Here is a 21,460-nt window from a genome sequence, read left to right on the forward strand (position 1 = left end):
AAACAGACCGTCTTGCACGTAGGAGAATCTACGCGCAAGACGGTCTGTTTTTAGTCATTCTTTAAATCAAGTTTGACCGTAATCGTTTTCGCGAAGCTATCCCCTGAGACGAACAGCACGAATTCTGTCTCATCTGTCGGTACTTGATAGACGAGGTTGACGTGTGCCTTGCCCGGGGCGACGTATTTGAGTCCTTGTTTCCAGGTTTTTTCGTTCTTATTTTCATAATCAATCGGTTCATAGACTCCACTGACTCCCGTCAGACGGAAACAATTCGGATGGTAGAAGCTTTCTTCACCGATTTCTTGATAAAGTGGGTCTTGATAGAATGTCGGTACCGTGATGTATTGGTAGCCAGCTTTTTCTTTTAATTTCAAAGAGGCAGGCGGTTGCTTCAATAACTTGCCGACCCAAAAAATTGTATCTTTGACGACGGGGTCTCCCGGGAACGTCTTGATGACGCCTTTTGCCATCGTTTCTTCAATCACACCGGAAGCTTGTTTTTCTGTTTTCTTGAGCGTTCTCTTCGATCCTGTCATACCATCTGTTATCTTACTACCTGTCGTGATGACCTTCGGTACTTGAGCAGTCGGTGTCTGTTCAGCCGGCGATTCATTTGTCGCAAATAGGAACAGCGATAAGACACCGACGAATAGCACGGCACCAATCGTTGAGAGGGCCAGTTTGAAGCGACGCTCCGTTTCTTTGGAATTGGCGCTGACACTACTGATCGCTGCGTTCGGCACGATTCGGACAGCGCGCTGAGCCGGTAAGACGGCTCCGATGATTCCGGTCAAGAGCGGAATCAGAATCGTGGTAGTCAAGAACCCGAGTTCTGACGTCGGGAATTGACGGTAGACTTGCCAAATCATCGCCAGTGCAAAGAGAAGACCGACAATCCCAGCAAGTAGTCCCGTCAACAAACCTTCTAGTAAGACAAGTCGACGAATGAATCTGTCTTGCCAACCTGTCGCCTTTAAGACGGCGAGTTGACTGCGACGTTCATTGACGTTTTGCCAAAGAATTTCCGTCGTCGTCAAGATGGCAATCAAGAGGGCGACGCCCATCGCGACATAATGCATCGTGCCGACTTCTAAGGCGACATATTCACCGAGCCACGTGGCATATAAGACTCCTTTCAGACGGAATGTCACGAACAGGAAGAAGATGAACAGACCCGTCGGTAAGGCAATCGCGATGATGGAAAGAAGCGTTCGTTGCCAGTACGTGAAGAGTTGGTTCATGCTCATGCCAACAATCGATTGGGAGCGGACGAAGCGTCGTGAACGAGAGACTTCCCCGGAACGAATACTCTCATACGGCTTAATTCTTCGGATCAATGTCATTGGTACGAGTGTACCGCCCCAGTAGATGAGTAAACCGGCTAGTCCGATTAGAAGAATGCGCCCAAGCGCAATCGGGTGATCGGTCGTCAACCAAAACGTACCGAGAATCGTCCAGGCGATTAGTGCGACGAGAGAACCGAGTAGCGTCGCTTCAAGGAATAGCAGTTTCGAGAGCTGACGGGGGCGCCAGCCGAGTGATAATAGAATCGCGAACTCTTTTTTTCGTGCATACAGCAGGATGATGTTAGAACTAAAGACATAGACGAGTGCGACCGCGATGACGCTAGCGATGACACCAGACATGCCGACTTTCGCTTCCTGGAAAATCGTCATCGAAGAACCGAGCTTAATCCACGGTTGCTGCACCCAGCCGAGCGCCGATTTTTTTTCTAGACCCGGTAAGTAAGTCAATGCAAGTTGCGGTGACGAACCGAGCGTGACGTCCGTGATCAAACCGGTCTTATCCTCGATTTCGCGAGCGACATCTTGGAGTTTTTGCTCACTCGCGGCATTCATCTGATCGACGCCTTTGACGTTGACACGAATGACGGAAATCGCTTTTTCACCGCGAATCTTAAAGGCGGCATCGAGCGTCGTCAACATCGAAGGTGGTTTCGTCAAAAAATCATAGGCGTCGTTCGTCGGCTTGACGTCCTTGACCGGATTGACCGGTCGATCGTTTTTGTCCATGACCCATTGCGCTTTTGCTGGGAAGTAAGTTTCCATCGGTAATTCGGTTAACGGATCCTTTGATAAATTCAATTTCTTCGGATTGAAGACGCCGATATAGTTCAAGCGAATCCGTGGCCAATCGTCACTCGTTTTTCCGAACATCCGTGCCTCACGATACATCGTCCGCTTCGCAAGTAAGGAATCAGGATTGACTTTTTTCGGTTCGACCTGATAACTGAATGGCCAACGCGAAGCGAAAGGGCTCGAAATCGTCTGGTAACTGATTGGTGACGGTTTGAGGATTAGCCACTCGGAGCTACCAGAAGGTAATGACGGAAAGGAATCGGTCATGATTTGCTGAATCAATTTTTTCTGAACGTCTTGAGTCGTGAAGGAGTAGGTTTTTCTAGGACGATCCGTTGTCTCTAACGTCTTTAAATATTTTTCACCGCCCCGTTTCGTCACATTTCGAATCGTCTCCTGGATTGAATCATTAATGAGGGGAAGATCTAACTTTTCATACGTATACGTTCGCGATGCGTCGACATACTCGCGCTCGTTCATCAAGATCGGAAGCTCGACCGTTCCAAGTTCCGGGTCGACGATGTTTGCTGCGTCCTGTTCATCAAAATAACGGCTATGTTTGCCGTTGACCGTCGCATCATCGAGTCCGATCAAACGGGCTTCTGCCTTGGGATCAATTCCGGCAATCATCGTATCGCTCCCGAATTCGAGCAGGGGTTCTTCGCCGAGCGCAGCAGGTGAGACACCGGAGATGGTGGCGTTCTCATCTGGTGTCCAACCGGCGGCGATATAGCTGACGGAGGAATATTTTTCGACGTTCAGTCCGGTGTTCTGTTTGTCTGTGATCGTCAACTTATAGACGCCGTAATCATCAAAACGATGCGTCCCGGGAGTTGCTCCTGTCGCATGATTTCCAATCATCGCGATTGGAGCGGCGACGTCGACATCTGTAATGGCTTGAATCGTTTTGTATTGTTTCATCGTGATCCCACCGTCAAGACCACTCATATAGTTCGGTTCGAGTAGTTTGAGGTCTTCCGTCACGCTCCGGCTGTTCGGTGGACGAACGACGATATCGTAGGAAGATTTCCAGCGTTTTTGTAACTCGTCAACGACCGTACCGTTGTTCGCTTGCGTCGTGCCGATCAAGTAACTCAGTCCAGTACTGACGACGAGTACGCCGACGAGTAAGAGGATGAATCGTTCTTTGTTGCGCCACCAAGAATTCCAAATGAATCGTAGCAAGCTCTTCACGTCCTTTCTTAACATCCTATGTAAAAAGCGCTTACACATTCATGCAAGCGCGGCAGTTCATAACTCAATCTTAATCGCATGTGTTTTAGGGAAAGCGTCGGAATCAGCAAGTAAGACGAACGTTTTCGATTTGACTGGTACTTGATACACAAGATCGATTTGAGCACGCTGTGGAGCGTAATACTGATGACTGTTCCGCCATGCTTTTGGATTATGGCTAACATAGTCGACGATCTTGTATTCATTGCCCTTACCGTCATTTAAAACAAACAAGTTCGGTTTATAAATGCTGTAACCTCCCACAGTCTCAGTCGTATCATGTAGGACAAGTGGTACAGTTACGTAGCGGAAACCCGTCTTTTCTTTTAACTGCAATTCTTTTGGGGGAGAAGCTAAAAGTGCTTCAGCACGGAATGACTTCTTTTTTAGTTCCGGATCACCGGGATACGTTTTAACAGTTCCTTGCTTCATCAATTCTTGAATCGATTGGACACGATCTTCGGTTGTTTCATTAACACCAGCTAATTTCGTTTGCGATGAGACGTTGACGGGTTTGTCCTGATGTGAAGACCAGTACCAACCAATACTACCGACTAGGACAAGAGACGCTACAAGCACAGGAATCGTTTTACGAGAACGTGGCATGAAAAACACTCCTTTTTGTTGAATTGTCAGAATAGTTATACAAAATATACTATTTACAAGGAATGGAAACAAGCGATAAGACAAAAAATGGGATGAAAGTCAGGAAACGATTCCCAATCTGATGAAATGAGGTAAACTATAGAAAACACGCATCCAGCATCATGCTGTATTGAAGGGAGAAAGCGAAATGAATCAAGCTGACATCGAACAGCGATTACGAGGGGATGCGGAAGTGCAACTCATGCTGGCCGCTGTAGAACGAATTGATTTGCCGGATTGGTGGATCTGTGCCGGTGTATTACGTTCGAAGGTTTGGGGCATTGATCAAAACGCACAGTCGGACATCGATATCGTCTATTTTGACCCATCGGATAGTTCTGAAGCGACGGAAAAAAGACATGAGCGTCAATTGTGTAAATGGCTTGATTTACCGTGGTCGGTCAAGAATCAAGCACGGATGCATCTCGTGAATGAGTTGCCACCGTATGCATCAGCGCAAGATGCAATCTCACAATTCCCTGAGACCGTCACGGCAATCGGCGTAACGAGACGACCCGATTTTGAACTCTATCTTCCATACGGTGCAAGTGACTTTACTCATCGGATCATTCGACCGACGCCACCTTTTCAAATCGGTACCTCGCGTCATTCGATTTTTCAGCGACGAGTGATCGAAAAAGGATGGCAAGACGACGTAAGTCTACATATATATCCATGAAACAAGAAGGAGCTTATATGATGAAACGAATCAGTTATAAAAAAACGATACCGCTTATACTAGTAGGACTCCTCTGTATCAGCGGGTGCGCACCGGAAAAGAATGTCGAGGTGAAAGAAAAGATTCACGTTAATGGTACGAGTTTGTTCGACAGTGGCTCCTATCCGACTGCTGTAGAGACGGCCGAACATCAGTTTAAATATGACTTGAGTGACAAGTCCACCTATACGTTAAAGCAAGACGATTTCCGAGTGGACGCTAAATTCGGTGACTATAATTTACTGCTAGCAAGCGTCATCGATGGACGATTCGATTCGCTGATGATTTATGAAAAGAAGTCGAACTGGATGTTAAGCAGTTCGATGGATCTCATTCGGAATCAATCCACGAAAGGCGAGTCGATCGAAGGGAGTCTAGCGTGGGAAGGAAACAAGAAAAAAATGACGACGAAACTTGTTACGAATCGTCATTATACGGTAATTGAGACACGGTTAAAAATTGAGGATGTTCCAGCGCAATTCGGAAAGCGGACGCGCACCATCAACGGGCTACAAGTCCATGTTCAAAAACAAGGAAAACAGCTGAGTCTTGCCTATCAAAAAGGAGCAGACGTGATGTGGATTGTCAGTGATCGACCGGAAGAGACGATTATGCGATTGATTCAGCAATCACCGGATAGTCCAATTGAACCGCTTCTCACGGAGTAAACAGTTAAACAGGCTAGATATAAAAAAAGGGACTCTGTGCTCAGACTCTCCTTCAGATTTTAGACAAACCCTCATTTCGTAATTAAAATGAGGGTTTGTTATATGTAATGATGACTAGTATATGATTAAGACACAGATTCCCGTGGGAATTCCAGAATCAGTTCGCAAGCTTTTTTGAGGTTTAGGTAAATGAGAGTAAGCATCGCTCGAAGCATCGTTTTTTCACTTCGCGTTAGCGATTCCAACACATGCCGTGCTTCTCTTTCGCGTCTGCGATGAGACGTTCAATTGTTCCCTGACATTTTCGATACAACACTCGATTCACATCTGTATGCCTTAGATGCTCTACTTCATCCATTGCTTTACCAGAGATGATAGAGGATGACTTTTCTGTGATCACTTCTCTCGCAAGTAGAAGGATCAAAGACATACTCCCAATATCCATCCAGTGTCGTCGTTCAGTAACGGAGAATCTGATTGTTCTCGTAAAGATGGCAATCATAGTATGCGTCATAAAAGAAGTCTTTCTTTTTTGCCATCCCTTTCACTCCTGCATGGAGTGAATAAGAGAAGACTGCTAAAATATCTTGTTCGCGAAGAAGGGGGGTAATTGAAATCGTCTTATATACAGCATCGACAACGACGGCTAATGGGTGCTCGTAGTGTACTGTGACGGTTTGAAGAAGCGAAAGGAAGACGGCAATTTCTCGACAGCACAATAGATGAAAGTCGATATTGATAACTGCATTCATTTTATGGACGAGATAGTCCTTCGGAACCAGTTGTTCCAAGTAATGGTGACATGTTCTGATCGATAATGATACCCATCATAGGAGGTCTTCTTTCTTCTTCGTTCCTACTTTTTTATACGACGGGTTGTCAATTTAAGTGAAACACTTCTTCGGAAAAGACCTCGTATTCTGTTTTCCATTCAGACACTTTCGTGGTCGATTATTGATTCTAGAAAATACGTGATCCAAGTCTTTAGAGTTTATCATTCCGAAGTTCGTTCCCTTTGGAGAAAATTCAAGGAGAAGACCAGTGGCGTTCTCATTGCTGCCGCGTTGCCGTGAAGAATAAGGATCTGCGAAATACATTGGGACACCAAGGGAGTTTGTATCCGTTTGTGAGAACATGTATCTTGTAGTTTCTTAAGGTTGTGCAAACCAAGAAAGCCGTTGAAAAGCATACGTACTCCACAGTTCTTCTTTTGCATCTCATAACGCCGTCCGGAGTCGATCGCATTATAGGAAGATTTTCGTTTTAGTTCACTCGAGATCGTAGATGGCTGCGGTCCCAAGTGCTGAGCAATCATTCTCATTAAGAGGAAACTGCACTTTGTCTTTAGTCTGAAATCGTCCTTTACGAGGCGATATTATATTGCTTTCCATGGACTGCCTTTATACTCATATCTACCGTCTTGATTGTAACAACAACCTTCAGATTTATTACTAGTATCTTTATAGCGAACGTATACACGGCACTCAGGATGCTTATCGACCATTTCGAGGGCAGTTTTAGTGGCTTCTTCTTCCGTATAGCGGCTTATCTTATCATGCGGTTCATAAGGATTACTAGGAAGCCAGGCTTCGATTGTCCAAATTTTCACGTTAAATCATCCTTCCAATTCACCAACGAACGCCCGGGTCGGGTGCTAGATATCTACCATATTCACGCCCTGGGCTGAATGTGACTATTTCCAGATCTGAGTTCAGATACGTACCATATACCAGGTCCCGTGGGTACTCAATTGCCATCCGTACTGCGCCAAGTTCTGCTTTTCTTTCATCAAAGTAAACTTCCGAATGGAACGGTTGCGTTTCAACTTTCGAATATACTGAAATCGTCCACCGTCCTATCTTATCCATTACTAATCATCCTATCTTAGTACCAAGTCTGTCCAGGGACATGTAAAGCCTTATCACCATAAGTAGGGCCAGGATTAAATGTTAACATTCCGCCTTCTTTTGGATTAAAAAAACCGAAAACCAATGCGTGTCGATACTGCTTAGATAAATGAAGGGCTGCTTTTTCAGCTTCCTTTTCATCATAGTAGGATTCCGTAATAATAGGATCTGAATGATTAGGATCCCGTACTTCAATCGTCCATCTACCCACGCGTTCCATTATTCTTCCTCCTTTCTTAACTATCAAGCTTTAAGTTATAGTTCATACTTATGCTCGCGGCTAAATCCTTATTTTGTGCCTGTGTCATCCGTAACAAAAACATGACGAAGATCATGCAGATGGGGTAATTCTTCACTATGTCGAGTAATTCAGATTCTCTCTCTTATACGTTGAAGTGTTTTTGTATCGCCAGAGGAAAGGGTCTTCTAGGACCATTAGCAAGCACTACTTCCCAGTCAGCTACTTCCCACGTACCGATATATTACATATTATTCGACTAATACGAACAGATTTCCTTTTCCTGACACAAAAAACGGTAACATAGTCATCACTAATGTACTGAAATCAAATGAGGCAGAATATTTAGGATATAAGCGCTTTGTGATTCTGAAGATTGAAACAGACGAACTTACACGCTTAAAACAAATAGCGAGAGTGTGTGACACGGTTGATCCTATCATACTTCAAAATGAGAGAGAAATCGAAGTAGGCGGTTTTTCCTATGATTAACTCATTACAAACAATGGAAGGTTAGTCGCTAATAATTTGAAAGATCGTTTCGGCGGTCTTTTTTACTTATTGAAATATTTTTATGGAAATTAATTGTGTGAAATTTGTAAACGACGTTTACAGTATTTATACTTAATACATAAGCAATATGAGAGGGAAAAATAAGTGTGTTAGTAAAATATATGGGGGAATATTGAGTGTAAATTGGACTAAAACAAAAGTCTAATATTATCGTGGTTAATTATAACTATTCCTTGAGTAACTTCATTTTTAGAGGTAACCATATCGGATCTATCCGAGAGTTTAATCCGTGACGTAATGTAATATAGAATCATTTGCTAGAAACAGGTAAGAGTGGAGCTGTCAACGTGATACTTCGGCGGGTGAAGATCTTTTTAAACTGGATGATGGAGAAAATATTATTGGCTTCTCCGACGGACAACATCAACTATACATCAGTATCTGAGTACGTACCAAAGTGGTTGACAAGTAATGAACGTAATTGTCTGAACGGTGAAATGGAATTATATTGGATCTCACATAGCACCTGAAGCTAGAGATTACAGCGGTTACGCGATGATAATGAGTATGCTTTCAGGCAGGCATGCGTCTGTGGGAAGTGGCGGACCTGAAATGGTCAGACATTAACCTGTGAGATCGGAAGAGGTATGTCTTAATTCGAAGAAAAAACGGTCAGCAATGTAAGGTTTAGCTTGTTCTAAATCTATTAAAAGTTTTAAAAGAAGATGCAGAAATCGGCAACTTAAAAACATCCGCACGTGTTCTTCTCACGTAAATCTGATCTAGTAATTTCGAGGATCATTCAGTATACGATTCAGAAATATATGGACTTCGTAGAAATGCCTCTAACCGCCCATTCTTTGCGGTATACATTTTATCCGGAGGGTTGCAACTTGAGGTGGTATACCGCCCATGGATCATACTCGACACGATGGTACACCTAATATTTAGCAAACGATTCGTTACACGAAAGTTAGTGACGAAAAAATCGGAGACGGATTGAACGAAACTTGTCGATCTGTTGATGCGTAGAGATTGAAAGGGGGTGAAAAAAGTTATAGAGTACATGGAGATTAAAAGATGAATAGCCTTTTTAATCAAGAGTAATTGAACGAAGAAGAGTTGGTTCAACTTTATTGGTCAACTATCTTTTTACCGGATCAACAGCGTACTGATTTTGATCGTTTCAGTTTAGAAGGTAACGGATTAGATCCGAAGGAAACTGTTTGGGATATTTGTCTGAGAAAGCGGGTTGAAATCATTACAACTACGGCACATAGCCTGTCCGCCGTTCGCGTAACACTGGCAAAGTTAGACATAGAAACGACTAGACAAATTCGAACACTGCATGCGATGTTCGATTTTAGCATTACTACTTTTATAGCCGCTTCATATATTGGAACGATTTCAGCTGATCGTTACGGTAATGATGTGTTAGATTTAGCCTGTAATGTTGCGACTTCCACGCGATTAATGATGATGGGTCTTTACATGCAGAACGTTCGACAAAGGGATCGATATCAGCTGCTTGAGATTGAAAACACAGGTCAATAAATAGGGGGAACTGGTCAATGCAAGAAGATACGGCGTTAAACCTGGTTTTGGATAAGAAAATCCTTACAGAAGAAGAAGTATTTGAGGTGTACGGTCCAGTGGTCTTTCATGCAGATGAAAAGGACGTTAATTTAGATGATTATATTATTTCATCCGACCTTACACAGAAAGAAGATCTGTACAGTATAGAAATAAAGAAAGAAGGAACAATCTATACAACTGCGGGTCATTCTTTGAAGGCAACGAAAGTAATCGGCGTTATTCTTGATCCTGTTACCCTGAAGCAGATTCGGGACGCCTCTACACAAGATACTCAAAACATGTATGAACTGAATTCTTTGGATCGTTCAGTACTTTCAGGGGATCAGATTGTGGAAATCGCTAAAAAGTCGGTTCAGTCGCGTGGAAATCTGGTTAATCTACTGACTGCGGCGATAGCCAAGAATCATATTGAACAAATCGTGGCGTATCGCGTTGAACTGCCTACACCTTAATTTAAACTAATTAGGAGGAAATACACTATGTCTCAAATTGGACAATCAGAAGGATTCTTTTTAGATCAAGCCATCCATGAATATGGCCATCATGAGTTCAAGGCAGATGGGAAATTAAGTGCGTTTGATCATATGTCAGTCATTTTCAGCCTACCGCTATATGAGGATTACGTAGCCTATCAAGAATTAGGCACGGTTCACAATGGTCGGGAGAATATCCGCGTTTACCGGACCGTCTTAACGAAATTGCCTGAGGATATGTTAGTCCAATCGTTCGAAGCACGGGACGACGTAAACCGTACATTCAGCAGCGTAGTCGCCGCCATGTCGGAAGGAAATGAACGTGCTGCTGTAGCTTCAGGTATGGACTTTGCTAAGGCAAACGCACGTTACGCCCGCATGATTGAGTATACATTCCACATGTACCAGACCGATCAGGTGGTATTTTATCATGATAAAAACCTACTTACAGATGAATTAGCTTCTGAAACAACGCGATCTGAATAATGCAAGGTTCTAAGTTCAAACTAATAAGAAAGCCCGCCGTCGCGTTGAACTGAACCAAAAAAGTTAGACAATAAATAATTTGTCAGGCGACCTTGAGGACCTGAGTCCGGTATTCCACCGGGCTCAGGTTTTTTAGTCGTCTCTTTTTTGATCACGAACGATAGACCGATTCAAGGTAATGCGCCATACGTTGCCAAGCCTTCAGCGCGACATCTGCATCACTGTGATGCGTAAAGGCATGAGCTTGACCCGCGAACTCTTGGTGTTCGACAGCAACGCCTGCCGCCTGAAGACGTTTCGCGTACTGCCGCGCTTCCTGAGCCAGCGAGTCGTGCTCAGCCGTCAGGACAAGTGTCTGCGGTAACGCATCGAGTTGAGCCGCATAGAGTGGCGAAGCGAGGTGATGATACGCATCTTCCGCACGCGCGATGTACATCGCATTGAACTGCCGTGCCTGTTCAGTCGGTATTGCTTCCTCGAAGAACGGTTTATCTGCGGGATCCGTCGCGAGATCAAGCGGAGGATAATCCAGGACTTGAGCAATGAGCGGTAGAGAGTTCACCTGTTCAGCATTCCATAAGCAAATCGCTGTCGCGAGATTGCCACCGGCACTATGTCCACCGATCGCGATGCATCGAGACGAAGCGTGTCGGTCTGTTTAAAAATCCACTGAACGACTTCATAAGAGACGTGAACCGGAACGGGAAACGGATGCTCCGGGGCTAACGGGTACTCGATATTGAAAACATGACAGTTGACGGTCTCGGCGAGAAACAGATTCCATGGTTCGTCCATCTCTGGCGTTCCGGTGATGAAGCCGCCACCATGGAAACTGATGAATCCAGGTAACGGTTCTGCTGCATCAATCGGTGAGTAGCACAACACTCGGACATCTCCGACTGAAGTCGGCACGTGTAGCGTAGTCGTGGTCGCTTGCGGTGGATGAGGAGGTGTGACTTGAGGACGTTCCTCATCTGAGCGGATTTGTTTGGCAAGGTCAATCATCTCTTGGCGATTCATCGAATTCCTCCCTTAGGTCTATCTTCATCATACCGAACGGATTGGTGAATTTCTCTTCTGGATTCGTTTTCTCTAGTTGCAGGAAAAAGCAGCCAGAGTTTGATACACTTTTGAAAGAAACTAGAAATCGAAAGGATGGAACAGATGCCAACACTTTACATTACGCGTCATGGCGAGACGGAATGGAACTTAGAAAAACGAATGCAAGGCTGGGAAGACTCTCCTTTGACAGCAAAGGGCAGGCAAAATGCGCGGGACCTTGGTCACCGCTTACGTGAAGTTCAGCTGGATCATCTCTACATCAGTCCGATTGGTCGCGTCCGTGAAACAGTTCGAATGATGGATCTCGATCCAGCGATTTCGGTCACCATCGACGATCGATTGCGTGAAATGCACATGGGAACCTGGGAAGGACGGACGGCGGCGGAAATTGAAGTCGCGCATCCGCTTGCTCATGCTGCATTTTGGCAAACGCCGCATACCTACATACCGGAGAGTGGAGAATCCTTTGACGCGGTCCGCGAGCGCATCCTATCGTTTTTGGAACGACTGGCAGATCATGAAGAAGACGAAAACATCTTAATCGTCACCCACGGTATCTTCCTTAACATCTTGCTGACATATCTTCAACGTAAGCCGTTCGCGACATTATGGGATCCGCCGTTCATTCATGGAACGAGTTTGACGATCGTCGAATACAGGGATGGGGAAGCCGTGATTCGATTAGAAGCTGACATGTCGCATGTCATAGCGGACTAAAAAAACGGCGGACTTTTTCTCGGTCCGCCGTTCTCCTTATCGTGATTTCGTCAAATAAATCAAAATTGCGCCTTCTTGTTTTCTGACCTTTAGGTGAGGAGAGGATAACGTGTCAATCGAGCGACCGATGATCGATTCTCCAATCGTATAGCGTTTGAGGAGTAAGGGGTAGAACGAAGCATTCGTCTGTTTCTGATCATTGAATTGACCGCTGTCAGTCTGGACATTTTGAGGTAAGGTATAGACCGTTTTCGTCTCAGGAATACCATTCTTCGCATCAAGCGAATAGGTGAAGGCATGCGAATCCTTGAGCAGGTTCAAATCATACGTCAACTGGAACGGTGTGCGATCATATGTACCGGCAGGAATCGATTTGTCGATCAGCACCTCTGGTGGTTCTGTATCGTCAAATTGGACCGCTTTGAGCTCGAGCGGGCGATCGAGTGTACCAGTTAAGAAAAATGTCCGTTGTTGCTGCGACTCGTCTTTCGCGCTAGAAGGTGTGATCGAAAAGTACGACTTCTTGATCTTGACGGTCTCTTTAGGAAGGACGGTTGCTTCCGTTGTGCAACCAGCAAGCAAGAAGGGTAGAGTGAATAAGAGCGCGTATTTCATGACGTGTTCCTCTTTTCCAAAGTCATAGTGAATCGAGAAAAAATAAAATATTCAAAAAATTAGAAATGATACCTAGATTATACCAACAATGTTCTTGCTAAATAAAGGAGGAAATCATGAAAGGCAAATGGTTATTAGCAACCGTCCTGCTCGTCGGTTGTGCCTCGACAAGTGAAGAGGCCGAATCGACGGCAAAATCGTTATACGTCGCACCGAACGGCAGTGATAAAAATACTGGCACGTTGAAGCATCCGTTTAAAACGATCCGACAGGCGACACAAAAAGCGACTGCGGGTACGACGGTCTACTTGCGAAAAGGAACGTATCACGAGAAGCTGAACGTTAGACAGAACGGAACGAAAGAACGCCCGATCACCTTCCGAAACTATCAAGACGAGCAGGTCACGTTAAGCGGGAAAAACATCAAAGATCGGGACGCAACCTTACCGATCGTTCAGGTGAAAAATCGAAAATATGTGACAATCCAAGGACTGACGATCGAAGCCGTTCAGTCGAAACGGTCGGATGCGACACCGATCGGCATTTTGGTCACGGGATCAGGATCTAACATCACGTTGAAGAACAATACGGTTCGCCAGATTAAGACGCTCGCGAAAGATGGGAATGCACACGGCATCGCCGTCTACGGAACGGGAGCGATTCGTCACCTGACGATCACCGGTAACCGAGTCGAGCAGAATCGTCTCGGTTTCAGTGAAGCCCTCGTCTTAAACGGAAACGTCAAACATTTCCGTGTGACGAAGAACGTTTTACGGGATAACGACAACATCGGCATTGATTTGATCGGACACGAAGGAATCGCTCAGTCGAAGAAAGACGACTACGTCCGTGAGGGCGTCGTGTCTGAAAATCGTGTTTACCGGACGTCGAGCTACGGCAATCCTGCTTACGGGAAGGAATACAATGCAGCCGGTATCTATGTCGATGGTGGGAAAAACCTAACAATTGAGAAGAATCTCGTCGAAGCGAGTGACATCGGGATTGAAGTGACGAGTGAACATGCCGGACGATACGCAGAAGATGTCATCGTGCGCCAGAATGATGTACGGCAAAACGTCTACACCGGAATTGCGATCGGTGGGTATGACACGAAGCGAGGCGGTACAAAACGTGTCCGGATCGAGCAAAATCAGCTAATCGGGAATGATACGAAAGGACTCGAGGGTGGTCAATTGCTCGTCCAGCATGATGTCCATGACAACACGATCATCAAAAACACATTCGATGGTTCGTTAAGTGTCGCCCATTACTTCAAGACGAGTTCGGGAAATCGGTTTGAAAAAAATTCGTTCCAGCATACAAAACGTTTCATGTGGCGCGACGCCTCCTATAAAACAGAACGAAGCTTTCTGAAAGCGGTCCGAAAGATGGAAGTAAGATGAAGTTATCGGAGCGACTCCTCGCTTACTGGATCCGGATTCCGAGACGCTGGCGGCTTGCAGCGTTGATCGCCTGTATGTTAACGGTTTGGACAGTGGAAGGCGTTCGGTTTTTAACAAGTCCGGCGTTACGACTGCCGACTGTTACCGATGCAATCATCTGTCTCGTTCCAGCAATTCTATTGTTCATGTTATGGAAAACAAAGCGTTCAAAATAATACCTGAATTAATCGATAATAACAAGGAATTCATTTATTCGTTCTCGAAATAGGGAGGGAACTTCAATTAGCAAGGAGGAAGAAAGATGACGAAACTAACGATTCAAGCCGTGATTGACCGTCCGGTCGAGACTGTGTGGGAGATCTGGAACGCACCAGAAGACATCAAACGCTGGAACGCAGCGTCTGACGATTGGCATACGACGGCGTCAACGAATGATTTGACGGTCGGTGGTCAATTCACGAATCGAATGGAAGCAAAAGATGGTAGCATGGGGTTTGATTTCACGGGTACATACGAGACAATCGTTCCTTACGAACGCATTGCGTATGTCCTCGAAGATGGCCGTCAGGTGACGATCGACTTCTCCCGGAACGGAGAACAGACCGAAGTCGTCGAATCGTTTGATGCCGAAACAAGCAACCCGCCTGAGATGCAACAAGCGGGCTGGCAGGCGATCCTTGATCGGTTCAAGGCGTATGCTGAGTCGAAGTAAGTCGTTCGCTTCGTAACTTCCGACCACGGCGATCCGTTAGGGCAGGAATACCGCCGCTTTCATAGCGCCGGACCCAGTTATACAATTGTTGATACGACACATCATGCCGTCCGGCGATGCGTTGGTAGTCCTTTGCGGCCGCCAAACAATCGAGGACGGCATTCATGCGTTGTTCAAGAGTTTTGGTGGACATGAACGTTTTCCTCCTCATTGAATCGCCCTGGATTCGCCCACGGCATTATACTAGTGCACATACAATCGATGGAAGCCATTGAATCAAAGAAAAATTGACGCGTCTCCTGTTGATTCGTTTTGACGATCAGTCGTTTTTCTAGCGTTGGTAAATGCACGAGAAACGAAATCTGACATTCCATAGGCTGCGAGAGAATGGTGGTAGATCGTTTTTGTAAGTGGATCGCTGCTGAATTTGCAGTGATGTATAAGACGTGTCGATTCCATTCCTCTTCGTTGAAAAGTGAATCCATCATCGTGATAAAAGCTTGACCGGAAATGAAGTTCATCGGACGACCTCCTTTCTTATAATGTGTATATCCTGTACATGTTTTTCGAAAACCTATATTTCAAATATTACAAAAAACCACCTCAAAAAAAGAGGTGGTTAACGTTATCCTGCCAGTTCAAGCATTTGAACGAACGCAACGTCCGGATCTGTCGTCTCGAAGCGGTTCAACCAATCCTTGAAGTCGCCTTCGTACAAAATACGACCTTGATGAAGGAAGATGACATGGGCATCGGTATGCAACAAATCATGCAATTGATGCGTCGAAAAAAGACAGGTTTGTCCATTTGCCGTCATCTGATCGAAGCGTCGCATGATATGAAGTCGTGTTGCCGGGTCGACCCCGCTCGTTGGCTCATCAAAGATGTAGAGCGAACGTGGTACTGTCGTCAACAGGGTGACGAACAACCATTTCTTTTCGCCAGCGGACATCTTACCGATTTTCATCTCCCACAGATGAGCGAATAGATCGAGCTCTCGTGGCTGTTTCAGATGACGCGTATACGTCTCTTGCTTGCGATATGCTTTCAAACGGGCGAGCCGACCGACGAAGACGGCGACATCCTTGCCCTTTAATTCATCCGAGTAATAGATGAATTGCGTCAAATAGAGAATGTCCGAAATATCGGGTAAGTCCAGTTCTCCGGACGTGATCGGTAAAGCACCAGTCATGCAATCAAACAGTGTCGTTTTCCCGGCACCGTTCATCCCGATCAAGACGTTCAATTTTCCGGGAATGAGTGAAAAGGAGACATCGTGTAACAGGTCAGGTGATTTCGGATAGTTGAAGCTTACGTGTTGAACGTGCATCTGAATCCTCCTATCGGGTCAGTAATGACATGAGATTAAAGCGTTTGACAGAGAATAGACCAAGTAATAAATAAACGACGAGTACGACGGTCAAGATAAGTAACGATGCTCCCGTAACGTGCTCAGAGACGGCGAGACCAAGTGTTTTCATGACATAAAAAGGATTCAAGTAACTGTACCAGCGATCCGGTTGGTTACTTGCGAACAAGAACAGGGGATACATGACGATGTTGATCAATGTCGACATACTCGAAATCTTTGCCGGAAGCATCGTCAAGGCGATGCTTGCAAAAGCAAGCGGGATGCTGAGCAACAAGACGAGATATGCAAGTAACAACGTCAAAGGTGAGAAGAAGCCGAACACGAGCATCAGGATCGTCGTAAAGACCGTTAAACTAACGGTTGCGAAGACGAGCTGAACGAGTACGAGTGCGAGAATACAACCGATCTTACTACCGGAAATCATGATATACGTTTTCATCAAACCATGCTCCCGCATCCGGGCAAGCTGGAGACCGATGCCATTCACGTAAATCGAAAGTAAGATATAGCCCCAAAAAAGCGCGAGGAACGAGAGGAAACTGCTCTCGGTGAAGTCGAGTCGTGACCCGAAGACAAAGGCGAGAATCAATGGGAAGATTAACGACCAAAAGACCGGAATCTTATCCGTCAGCATGATTTTTAAGTAGAGTGTGAAGTAGCTAGGAATCGAATACATATGTGCCTCCATTCAGTGTGTCGAATCAAGCTTACATTAGTTATACGTATGTAAATGGGAAATAGTTCCTTTGAAAAGAGTTTAAGAATCACCTGAAATCAAACGATGTAACGCATCGATCACAATATCGGGAGCATCCTGTTGAATGAAGTGCCGGCTGTTTGGAACTTCAATCAACAACCCTTGGATCGACTGTACAGCAGTTTGTCGTTGCAATTCGTGCCACAATAGTTGCGCCTCACGAGAATAATGATCCTTTTTACCAGCAGACAGAACAACGACTGGAAATGGATAGAGGACATCGACGTTCGTCGCTTCAATACTCTCTTTAAAATCTTCGTATGTACATTCGAGCGTGAATTGTTTTTTGTATATGGATTGGAACGTGTTTGGCATCACTGGTAAGAAGCGTTGAATATAGGATTCTGGTGTTGCATCGATGAGCAATAGACCTTTTATTTCACTTGGATATTGCGATGCAAATTGTCGAACTAACGTGCCGCCATAGGAATGCCCCACAAGAATAAAGGGTGGTTTGAGAGATAAGGTGTCGATCAAACGGCGAAGGCGATTCACGCTCTGGCGACTAGTCTCGGAATCATGCTGCATACTACCACCGATGTTCGTACGGTCATACATCAAGATCGTTCCAAGTCCTTCAACTTGATCCATGATTGGTTGCCAGGTTGAAAGATCTTGTCCATATCCATTTTCAAAGATAAACGTCGGTTGATCGGAAGTTCCGAGAATCAGACGATAGTGTAACGTCGTTTCAGGTAACGTCATTGAATCGAAAGACATATGATTCCTCCTATTCTAGTGGGAATAAAAGTAAGGATACCAGAAACGCACAAATATTGTAAACTAAAGCAAAGAACAGGAGGTGTCACGATGGACTATCTATTAACTTCAGGTGGGGTACAAAATCCATCGATTCACAACGCGTTACGCGAGATGCTCGGAAAACCGATTGAAGAATGCCGTGCCATCGCGATCACAACAGCTTCCTACGCATTAGGCAGAGGAACGGACCTTGCTGTCAACTTCATTCAAGGAAAAGATGAGGCACCGATGGTAGATTTAGGATGGAAGTCAGTTGGTCTGTTGGAATTATCAGCGGTCTCGGTAATTGATCCAGTAATTTGGCAACCAGCGGTCGAACAAGCGGATGTCATTCTCGTTAATGGTGGTGATCCACTTTTTCTACATCACTGGTTCGTCGAATCGGGTTTTGATCGCATGTTACCGAATTTGACAGGGGTCTATGTCGGGATGAGTGCCGGCAGTATGATTCTGACGCCACGAATCGGAACGGATTTTGTTGAATGGAAAAAGACGCCGGAGCAATCGGACGCAACATTAGGTCTCGTTGATTTTTCAATCTTCCCGCATCTCGATCATCCGCAGTTACCAGACAATCACTTACAAGCTGCCAAGTCTTGGGCTGAGACATTGACGAATCCGGCGTACGCGATCGACGATGCGACAGCGATTCGTGTCATCGGTTCGAACGTAGACGTGATTTCTGAAGGAAAGTGGGTCCAGTTGCGATGAGGACGATCTATTTCATTCGCCATTGCGAATCGATCAAAACAGGCAGTGATCAAGGGCGGGGATTAACGGATGCAGGTCAAGAACAAGCGCAGGAACTCGTAGCGTTCTTTGAAGCGCTGCCGATTGACGCCATCTATTCGAGTCCGACGCGACGGGCGGTAGACTCCGTTCGGCCACTTGCTGAGCAACGAGGTTTGCGAATCTACGAGGCAGCGTTTCAGGAACGGCGTTTTCAGGAAACAGACGAACGTTTATCACCTAAACGGCTAGAAGAACTGTTGAAGCGATCATTCCAAAATGACGATTACGCGCAAAAAGGTGGAGAGTCGAATCAAATAGCACGCAATCGTGCTCTAGTAGCCATCGATCAGCTACGTAAAACCCACCCGCACCACCGATTGGTCGTCGCGACGCATGGTCTCGTGTTGGCGTTAGTGCTCGAACACTACACTGGACGACCGGCAAATGAGTGGCTGGGCGCGATGGCGAGTCCAGCAATCCATCAGCTGACGTTCGATGCAGGCGGGAAAACGTCTCATGAACAACTATTGTAAAATGATTAAATCTGCCCGCTGAAGATAAAACCGAGAAAGAGCAGTAGTAACACACCAAGTGGAACGGTACAGGCGAGACTAACGTATTTGAGAATTCCCGGTTCGCGTCGTTTGATCGCGACGATCCCGAGTCCGATTCCAAACAGATAAATGACAAGTCCGATTGGGATCGTAAGCATCGAGTTCGGTCCGAACGCCCAGTTGAGCGGTGGGAAAATCATATAGGCGATGAGCAGACCGAGCAAACTAAAGAAGATAGAAGCTTTAGCGAATGTCATATGTGAACTCCTTATAATTAAGTATGTAGACAAGAATTCGGATTTAAAACGATAACTCCTGCTTCATCCAGTAAATTTCCTGTTTGGTATTTGAATGAACGGGAACTATATCTAAAAGATAGTATCTTTTAGATATAGGAGGGACCGATGCCAAAAGAAAACATGACCCGTTATGCGATTCTCGGACTTCTTGCAAGCGGATGTACGTCTGGTTATGAGATGAAACACACGATCGATACGAGCTTGAATCACTTTTGGAAAATCAGCTTCGGACAAGTCTATCCGACGCTGAAACGGTTAGAGGCGGAAGGTTTGATCGTTGAAGAGGTCACGGATGGGGAACGGAAACAATTCGCCCTGACGGAAAACGGGCATGCAGAGCTCGAGAGGTGGGTCGCTGAACCGTCCGTCGAATTGCCCGTGCAACGGAACGACCTGTTGTTGAAGCTGTACTTCGCTCGACATGCTTCAAAAGAGGTCACGTTGCAGAAAATTCAGGAGCACGCGCGATTGCTCGAAGAACGGCTTGAGAGATATCAAGCGATCGATGCGATGATTCGTTCTTATCCTGACTCGAATGATGCCGTCTATTGGTTATTGACGCTTGATTATGGCATTCGGAAGACACGGGCGTTACTCGACTGGTGCGACGCTTCCCTTGAGACCCTTGAAGGAGGAAATTGACATGAAACGGATCATTGCGACTCCGAACAAAGACGTCGTCGTGTTCATCATCGGTTTACGGATCAATCGCCTACGTTCTGTCCGGCAGTGGTTACCGACGGTCCAAGCGATGGGACCGATGCTACAAGAGTGTTATGCAAACGATGTCGGTCTGATTTCGCATGAGTCACTTGTCGGTTGGCGTTCCGTGACGTTGATTCAGTATTGGCGTTCGACGGAAGAATTGATGGCATATGCCCATGGTTCCCGTCATTTGACGGCGTGGAAACGATTCAATCAGAAGGCACGGACATCAGAAGCGGTCGGGATCTTCCATGAGACGTTCGAAGTCAGCAATTATGAGTCGATGTATGTCAATCTTCCAACCCGAGGTCTAGCGAAAGCACTCGGGGAGTCGGCGATCAAGCCGCATCAAGAACAAGCAAAAGGGCGCTTAGCCGAGCGGCAATCACAAGAGACGATCTAAATAGACAAAAGACGGGTGCCGAGGCATCCGTCTTTTTAAGTCGCGACTGGTGTGACGGGTTCGAGTATCTCCCCGCAGTTTTGGCAAATATGATCGAGCGTTTTCGTACACGGTTTGCAAAACGTACAAGCGTGCGAGCACTGATAGACCGTCGTTTCAATCGTTTCTTGGCACCGGACACAGGTTGGTTCCATAAGTATCACCTCCTGTTACTAGTATAAGAAAAGCATTTTGATGAGCACAGTAGGAGAACATAGAAAAAGGCTATATTTCCCTTTGATTCCATGTTAATTTGAAGAAAGTGGTTTTAATTCGAAGGGAAGATGAAAAATGGACCAAATTGATCAACAGATTGTCCGGATTCTGCAAGACGATGCCCGGATTCCATGGTCGGAACTCGGACGTCAGATCGGATTATCGGCACCTGCCGTCATCGAACGGGTCCGAAAAATGGAGGACGCGGGAATCATCGAAGGGTTCCGTGCTGTCATTAATCCAGAAGCACTCGCGCAAGAGTTACTCGCGGTCGTCATGTTCGAAGAGACACGCTGCGCAGGCTTAATTGAATTTTGTAAAGGACATCCAGAAGTCGTCGAGTGTCACCGGTTGACCGGTAGCTATAACTTCATGGTCAAGTTGCAAACCGCGTCCGTTGCAACACTGGAACGTTTTCTCGATGATGCATCGGTCTACGGCAAACCGTCGACCTGGATTCGACTGTCGACGCCAGTGCCATTTACGGGGTATACGATATGATAGAAGATAAGACACTTTATTATTCCATTAAT

The 21,460-nt window shown here is 45.7% G+C and carries 27 protein-coding genes and 2 pseudogenes; 14 read left to right on the forward strand and 15 right to left on the reverse strand.

Going from position 1 to position 21,460, the window contains the following annotated elements; translation table 11 throughout:
- Positions 1–50: 50 nt before the first annotated feature.
- A complete protein-coding gene (locus B3G15_RS13980) occupies positions 51–3,287 on the reverse strand; it encodes an FtsX-like permease family protein (protein ID WP_290721893.1) in 3,237 nt (1,078 codons plus the stop codon).
- Between the two features lie 66 nt (positions 3,288–3,353).
- On the reverse strand, positions 3,354–3,941 hold the full coding sequence (locus B3G15_RS13985) for a hypothetical protein (RefSeq protein ID WP_290721895.1): 588 nt from the start codon (positions 3,939–3,941) through the stop codon (positions 3,354–3,356).
- Positions 3,942–4,128: 187 nt separating this feature from the next.
- On the opposite strand from B3G15_RS13985, the gene B3G15_RS13990 reads away from it, so the two are divergent.
- Both B3G15_RS13990 and B3G15_RS13995 read left to right on the forward strand, forming a co-directional pair.
- Positions 4,129–4,659 (forward strand): nucleotidyltransferase family protein, encoded by a 531-nt coding sequence (locus B3G15_RS13990; RefSeq protein WP_290721896.1) that lies wholly within the window; start codon positions 4,129–4,131, stop codon positions 4,657–4,659.
- A gap of 20 nt (positions 4,660–4,679) precedes the next feature.
- Positions 4,680–5,366: a hypothetical protein gene (locus B3G15_RS13995; protein WP_290721897.1), complete on the forward strand. Its 687-nt coding sequence runs from the start codon at positions 4,680–4,682 to the stop codon at positions 5,364–5,366.
- Between the two features lie 458 nt (positions 5,367–5,824).
- On the opposite strand, the gene B3G15_RS14000 is transcribed toward B3G15_RS13995, so the two are convergent.
- From B3G15_RS14000 to B3G15_RS14010, 4 genes and pseudogenes are all read right to left on the reverse strand, one after another.
- Positions 5,825–6,157: a hypothetical protein gene (locus B3G15_RS14000; RefSeq protein WP_290721899.1), complete on the reverse strand. Its 333-nt coding sequence runs from the start codon at positions 6,155–6,157 to the stop codon at positions 5,825–5,827.
- Between the two features lie 88 nt (positions 6,158–6,245).
- A pseudogene (locus B3G15_RS16025) lies at positions 6,246–6,475 on the reverse strand (transposase); the annotation flags it as partial.
- Positions 6,476–6,741: 266 nt separating this feature from the next.
- Positions 6,742–6,975: a hypothetical protein gene (locus B3G15_RS14005; protein ID WP_290721901.1), complete on the reverse strand. Its 234-nt coding sequence runs from the start codon at positions 6,973–6,975 to the stop codon at positions 6,742–6,744.
- Positions 6,976–7,250: 275 nt separating this feature from the next.
- Positions 7,251–7,493 carry a hypothetical protein gene (locus B3G15_RS14010; protein WP_290721902.1) on the reverse strand — a complete coding sequence of 81 codons (243 nt, stop codon included), beginning with the start codon at positions 7,491–7,493 and terminating at the stop codon, positions 7,251–7,253.
- A gap of 1,638 nt (positions 7,494–9,131) precedes the next feature.
- On the opposite strand from B3G15_RS14010, the gene B3G15_RS14015 reads away from it, so the two are divergent.
- From B3G15_RS14015 to B3G15_RS14025, 3 genes are read left to right on the forward strand one after another with little or no spacing between them, the layout of a single operon-like run.
- Positions 9,132–9,578 carry a hypothetical protein gene (locus tag B3G15_RS14015; RefSeq protein ID WP_290721904.1) on the forward strand — a complete coding sequence of 149 codons (447 nt, stop codon included), beginning with the start codon at positions 9,132–9,134 and terminating at the stop codon, positions 9,576–9,578.
- A gap of 17 nt (positions 9,579–9,595) precedes the next feature.
- Positions 9,596–10,072 (forward strand): hypothetical protein, encoded by a 477-nt coding sequence (locus tag B3G15_RS14020; RefSeq protein WP_290721906.1) that lies wholly within the window; start codon positions 9,596–9,598, stop codon positions 10,070–10,072.
- Between the two features lie 27 nt (positions 10,073–10,099).
- The gene (locus tag B3G15_RS14025) at positions 10,100–10,579 is read left to right on the forward strand and encodes a hypothetical protein (RefSeq protein ID WP_290721907.1); all 480 of its coding nucleotides are present in this window, start codon (positions 10,100–10,102) and stop codon (positions 10,577–10,579) included.
- A gap of 151 nt (positions 10,580–10,730) precedes the next feature.
- Here the strand turns inward: B3G15_RS14025 and B3G15_RS14030 are convergent.
- A pseudogene (locus B3G15_RS14030) lies at positions 10,731–11,443 on the reverse strand (alpha/beta hydrolase); the annotation flags it as partial.
- 300 nt (positions 11,444–11,743) lie between these two features.
- Here B3G15_RS14030 and B3G15_RS14040 point away from each other — a divergent pair.
- Positions 11,744–12,358, forward strand: a complete 615-nt coding sequence (locus B3G15_RS14040) for a histidine phosphatase family protein (RefSeq protein ID WP_290721911.1) — start codon at positions 11,744–11,746, stop codon at positions 12,356–12,358.
- A 36-nt stretch (positions 12,359–12,394) separates the two neighbouring features.
- On the opposite strand, the gene B3G15_RS14045 is transcribed toward B3G15_RS14040, so the two are convergent.
- Positions 12,395–12,973, reverse strand: a complete 579-nt coding sequence (locus B3G15_RS14045; protein ID WP_290721913.1) for a hypothetical protein — start codon at positions 12,971–12,973, stop codon at positions 12,395–12,397.
- Positions 12,974–13,089: 116 nt separating this feature from the next.
- Here B3G15_RS14045 and B3G15_RS14050 point away from each other — a divergent pair, with 116 nt between their 5' ends.
- From B3G15_RS14050 to B3G15_RS14060, 3 genes are all read left to right on the forward strand, one after another.
- Complete coding sequence (locus tag B3G15_RS14050; protein ID WP_290721915.1) at positions 13,090–14,376, forward strand: right-handed parallel beta-helix repeat-containing protein; 1,287 nt, start codon at positions 13,090–13,092, stop codon at positions 14,374–14,376.
- Positions 14,373–14,591 (forward strand): hypothetical protein, encoded by a 219-nt coding sequence (locus B3G15_RS14055; protein ID WP_290721917.1) that lies wholly within the window; start codon positions 14,373–14,375, stop codon positions 14,589–14,591. Before B3G15_RS14050 ends, B3G15_RS14055 begins: the two co-directional genes overlap by 4 nt.
- A gap of 86 nt (positions 14,592–14,677) precedes the next feature.
- Entirely contained in the window at positions 14,678–15,088 is a 411-nt protein-coding gene (locus tag B3G15_RS14060; RefSeq protein ID WP_290721918.1) for an SRPBCC family protein, read from the forward strand.
- Here B3G15_RS14060 and B3G15_RS14065 read toward each other — a convergent pair.
- The 5 genes from B3G15_RS14065 to B3G15_RS14085 all read right to left on the reverse strand — a co-directional run bounded on the left by B3G15_RS14065 (position 15,063) and on the right by B3G15_RS14085 (position 17,937).
- A complete protein-coding gene (locus B3G15_RS14065) occupies positions 15,063–15,281 on the reverse strand; it encodes a helix-turn-helix domain-containing protein (RefSeq protein ID WP_290721920.1) in 219 nt (72 codons plus the stop codon). The two genes, B3G15_RS14060 and B3G15_RS14065, sit on opposite strands and share 26 nt — an antisense overlap.
- On the reverse strand, positions 15,262–15,609 hold the full coding sequence (locus B3G15_RS14070) for a hypothetical protein (protein ID WP_290721921.1): 348 nt from the start codon (positions 15,607–15,609) through the stop codon (positions 15,262–15,264). Before B3G15_RS14070 ends, B3G15_RS14065 begins: the two co-directional genes overlap by 20 nt.
- Before the next feature lie 104 nt (positions 15,610–15,713).
- The gene (locus B3G15_RS14075) at positions 15,714–16,418 is read right to left on the reverse strand and encodes an ABC transporter ATP-binding protein (protein ID WP_290721923.1); all 705 of its coding nucleotides are present in this window, start codon (positions 16,416–16,418) and stop codon (positions 15,714–15,716) included.
- 10 nt (positions 16,419–16,428) lie between these two features.
- Complete coding sequence (locus tag B3G15_RS14080; RefSeq protein WP_290721924.1) at positions 16,429–17,136, reverse strand: hypothetical protein; 708 nt, start codon at positions 17,134–17,136, stop codon at positions 16,429–16,431.
- An 81-nt stretch (positions 17,137–17,217) separates the two neighbouring features.
- The gene (locus tag B3G15_RS14085; protein WP_290721926.1) at positions 17,218–17,937 is read right to left on the reverse strand and encodes an alpha/beta fold hydrolase; all 720 of its coding nucleotides are present in this window, start codon (positions 17,935–17,937) and stop codon (positions 17,218–17,220) included.
- A gap of 90 nt (positions 17,938–18,027) precedes the next feature.
- Here B3G15_RS14085 and B3G15_RS14090 point away from each other — a divergent pair, with 90 nt between their 5' ends.
- Both B3G15_RS14090 and B3G15_RS14095 read left to right on the forward strand, forming a co-directional pair.
- Complete coding sequence (locus B3G15_RS14090; protein ID WP_290721928.1) at positions 18,028–18,690, forward strand: Type 1 glutamine amidotransferase-like domain-containing protein; 663 nt, start codon at positions 18,028–18,030, stop codon at positions 18,688–18,690.
- On the forward strand, positions 18,687–19,244 hold the full coding sequence (locus B3G15_RS14095; RefSeq protein WP_290721930.1) for a histidine phosphatase family protein: 558 nt from the start codon (positions 18,687–18,689) through the stop codon (positions 19,242–19,244). The genes B3G15_RS14090 and B3G15_RS14095 overlap by 4 nt, the downstream gene beginning before the upstream one ends.
- Positions 19,245–19,249: 5 nt before the next feature.
- On the opposite strand, the gene B3G15_RS14100 is transcribed toward B3G15_RS14095, so the two are convergent.
- Positions 19,250–19,522, reverse strand: a complete 273-nt coding sequence (locus B3G15_RS14100) for a hypothetical protein (RefSeq protein ID WP_290721932.1) — start codon at positions 19,520–19,522, stop codon at positions 19,250–19,252.
- A gap of 147 nt (positions 19,523–19,669) precedes the next feature.
- Between B3G15_RS14100 and B3G15_RS14105 the strand changes: the two genes are divergently transcribed.
- Together B3G15_RS14105 and B3G15_RS14110 are read left to right on the forward strand one after the other, a co-directional pair.
- Complete coding sequence (locus tag B3G15_RS14105) at positions 19,670–20,206, forward strand: PadR family transcriptional regulator (RefSeq protein ID WP_290721933.1); 537 nt, start codon at positions 19,670–19,672, stop codon at positions 20,204–20,206.
- Between the two features lies 1 nt (position 20,207).
- Entirely contained in the window at positions 20,208–20,672 is a 465-nt protein-coding gene (locus B3G15_RS14110) for a DUF4188 domain-containing protein (protein WP_047394648.1), read from the forward strand.
- A 35-nt stretch (positions 20,673–20,707) separates the two neighbouring features.
- Here the strand turns inward: B3G15_RS14110 and B3G15_RS14115 are convergent, their stop codons facing one another.
- On the reverse strand, positions 20,708–20,866 hold the full coding sequence (locus tag B3G15_RS14115; protein WP_290721935.1) for a DUF1272 domain-containing protein: 159 nt from the start codon (positions 20,864–20,866) through the stop codon (positions 20,708–20,710).
- A gap of 136 nt (positions 20,867–21,002) precedes the next feature.
- On the opposite strand from B3G15_RS14115, the gene B3G15_RS14120 reads away from it, so the two are divergent.
- The gene (locus B3G15_RS14120; protein ID WP_290721936.1) at positions 21,003–21,428 is read left to right on the forward strand and encodes an Lrp/AsnC family transcriptional regulator; all 426 of its coding nucleotides are present in this window, start codon (positions 21,003–21,005) and stop codon (positions 21,426–21,428) included.
- Positions 21,429–21,460 lie beyond the last annotated feature (32 nt).

It is taken from the genome of Exiguobacterium sp. UBA1053 (assembly GCF_002316465.1).
Lineage (GTDB): Bacteria > Bacillota > Bacilli > Exiguobacteriales > Exiguobacteriaceae > Exiguobacterium_A > Exiguobacterium_A abrahamii.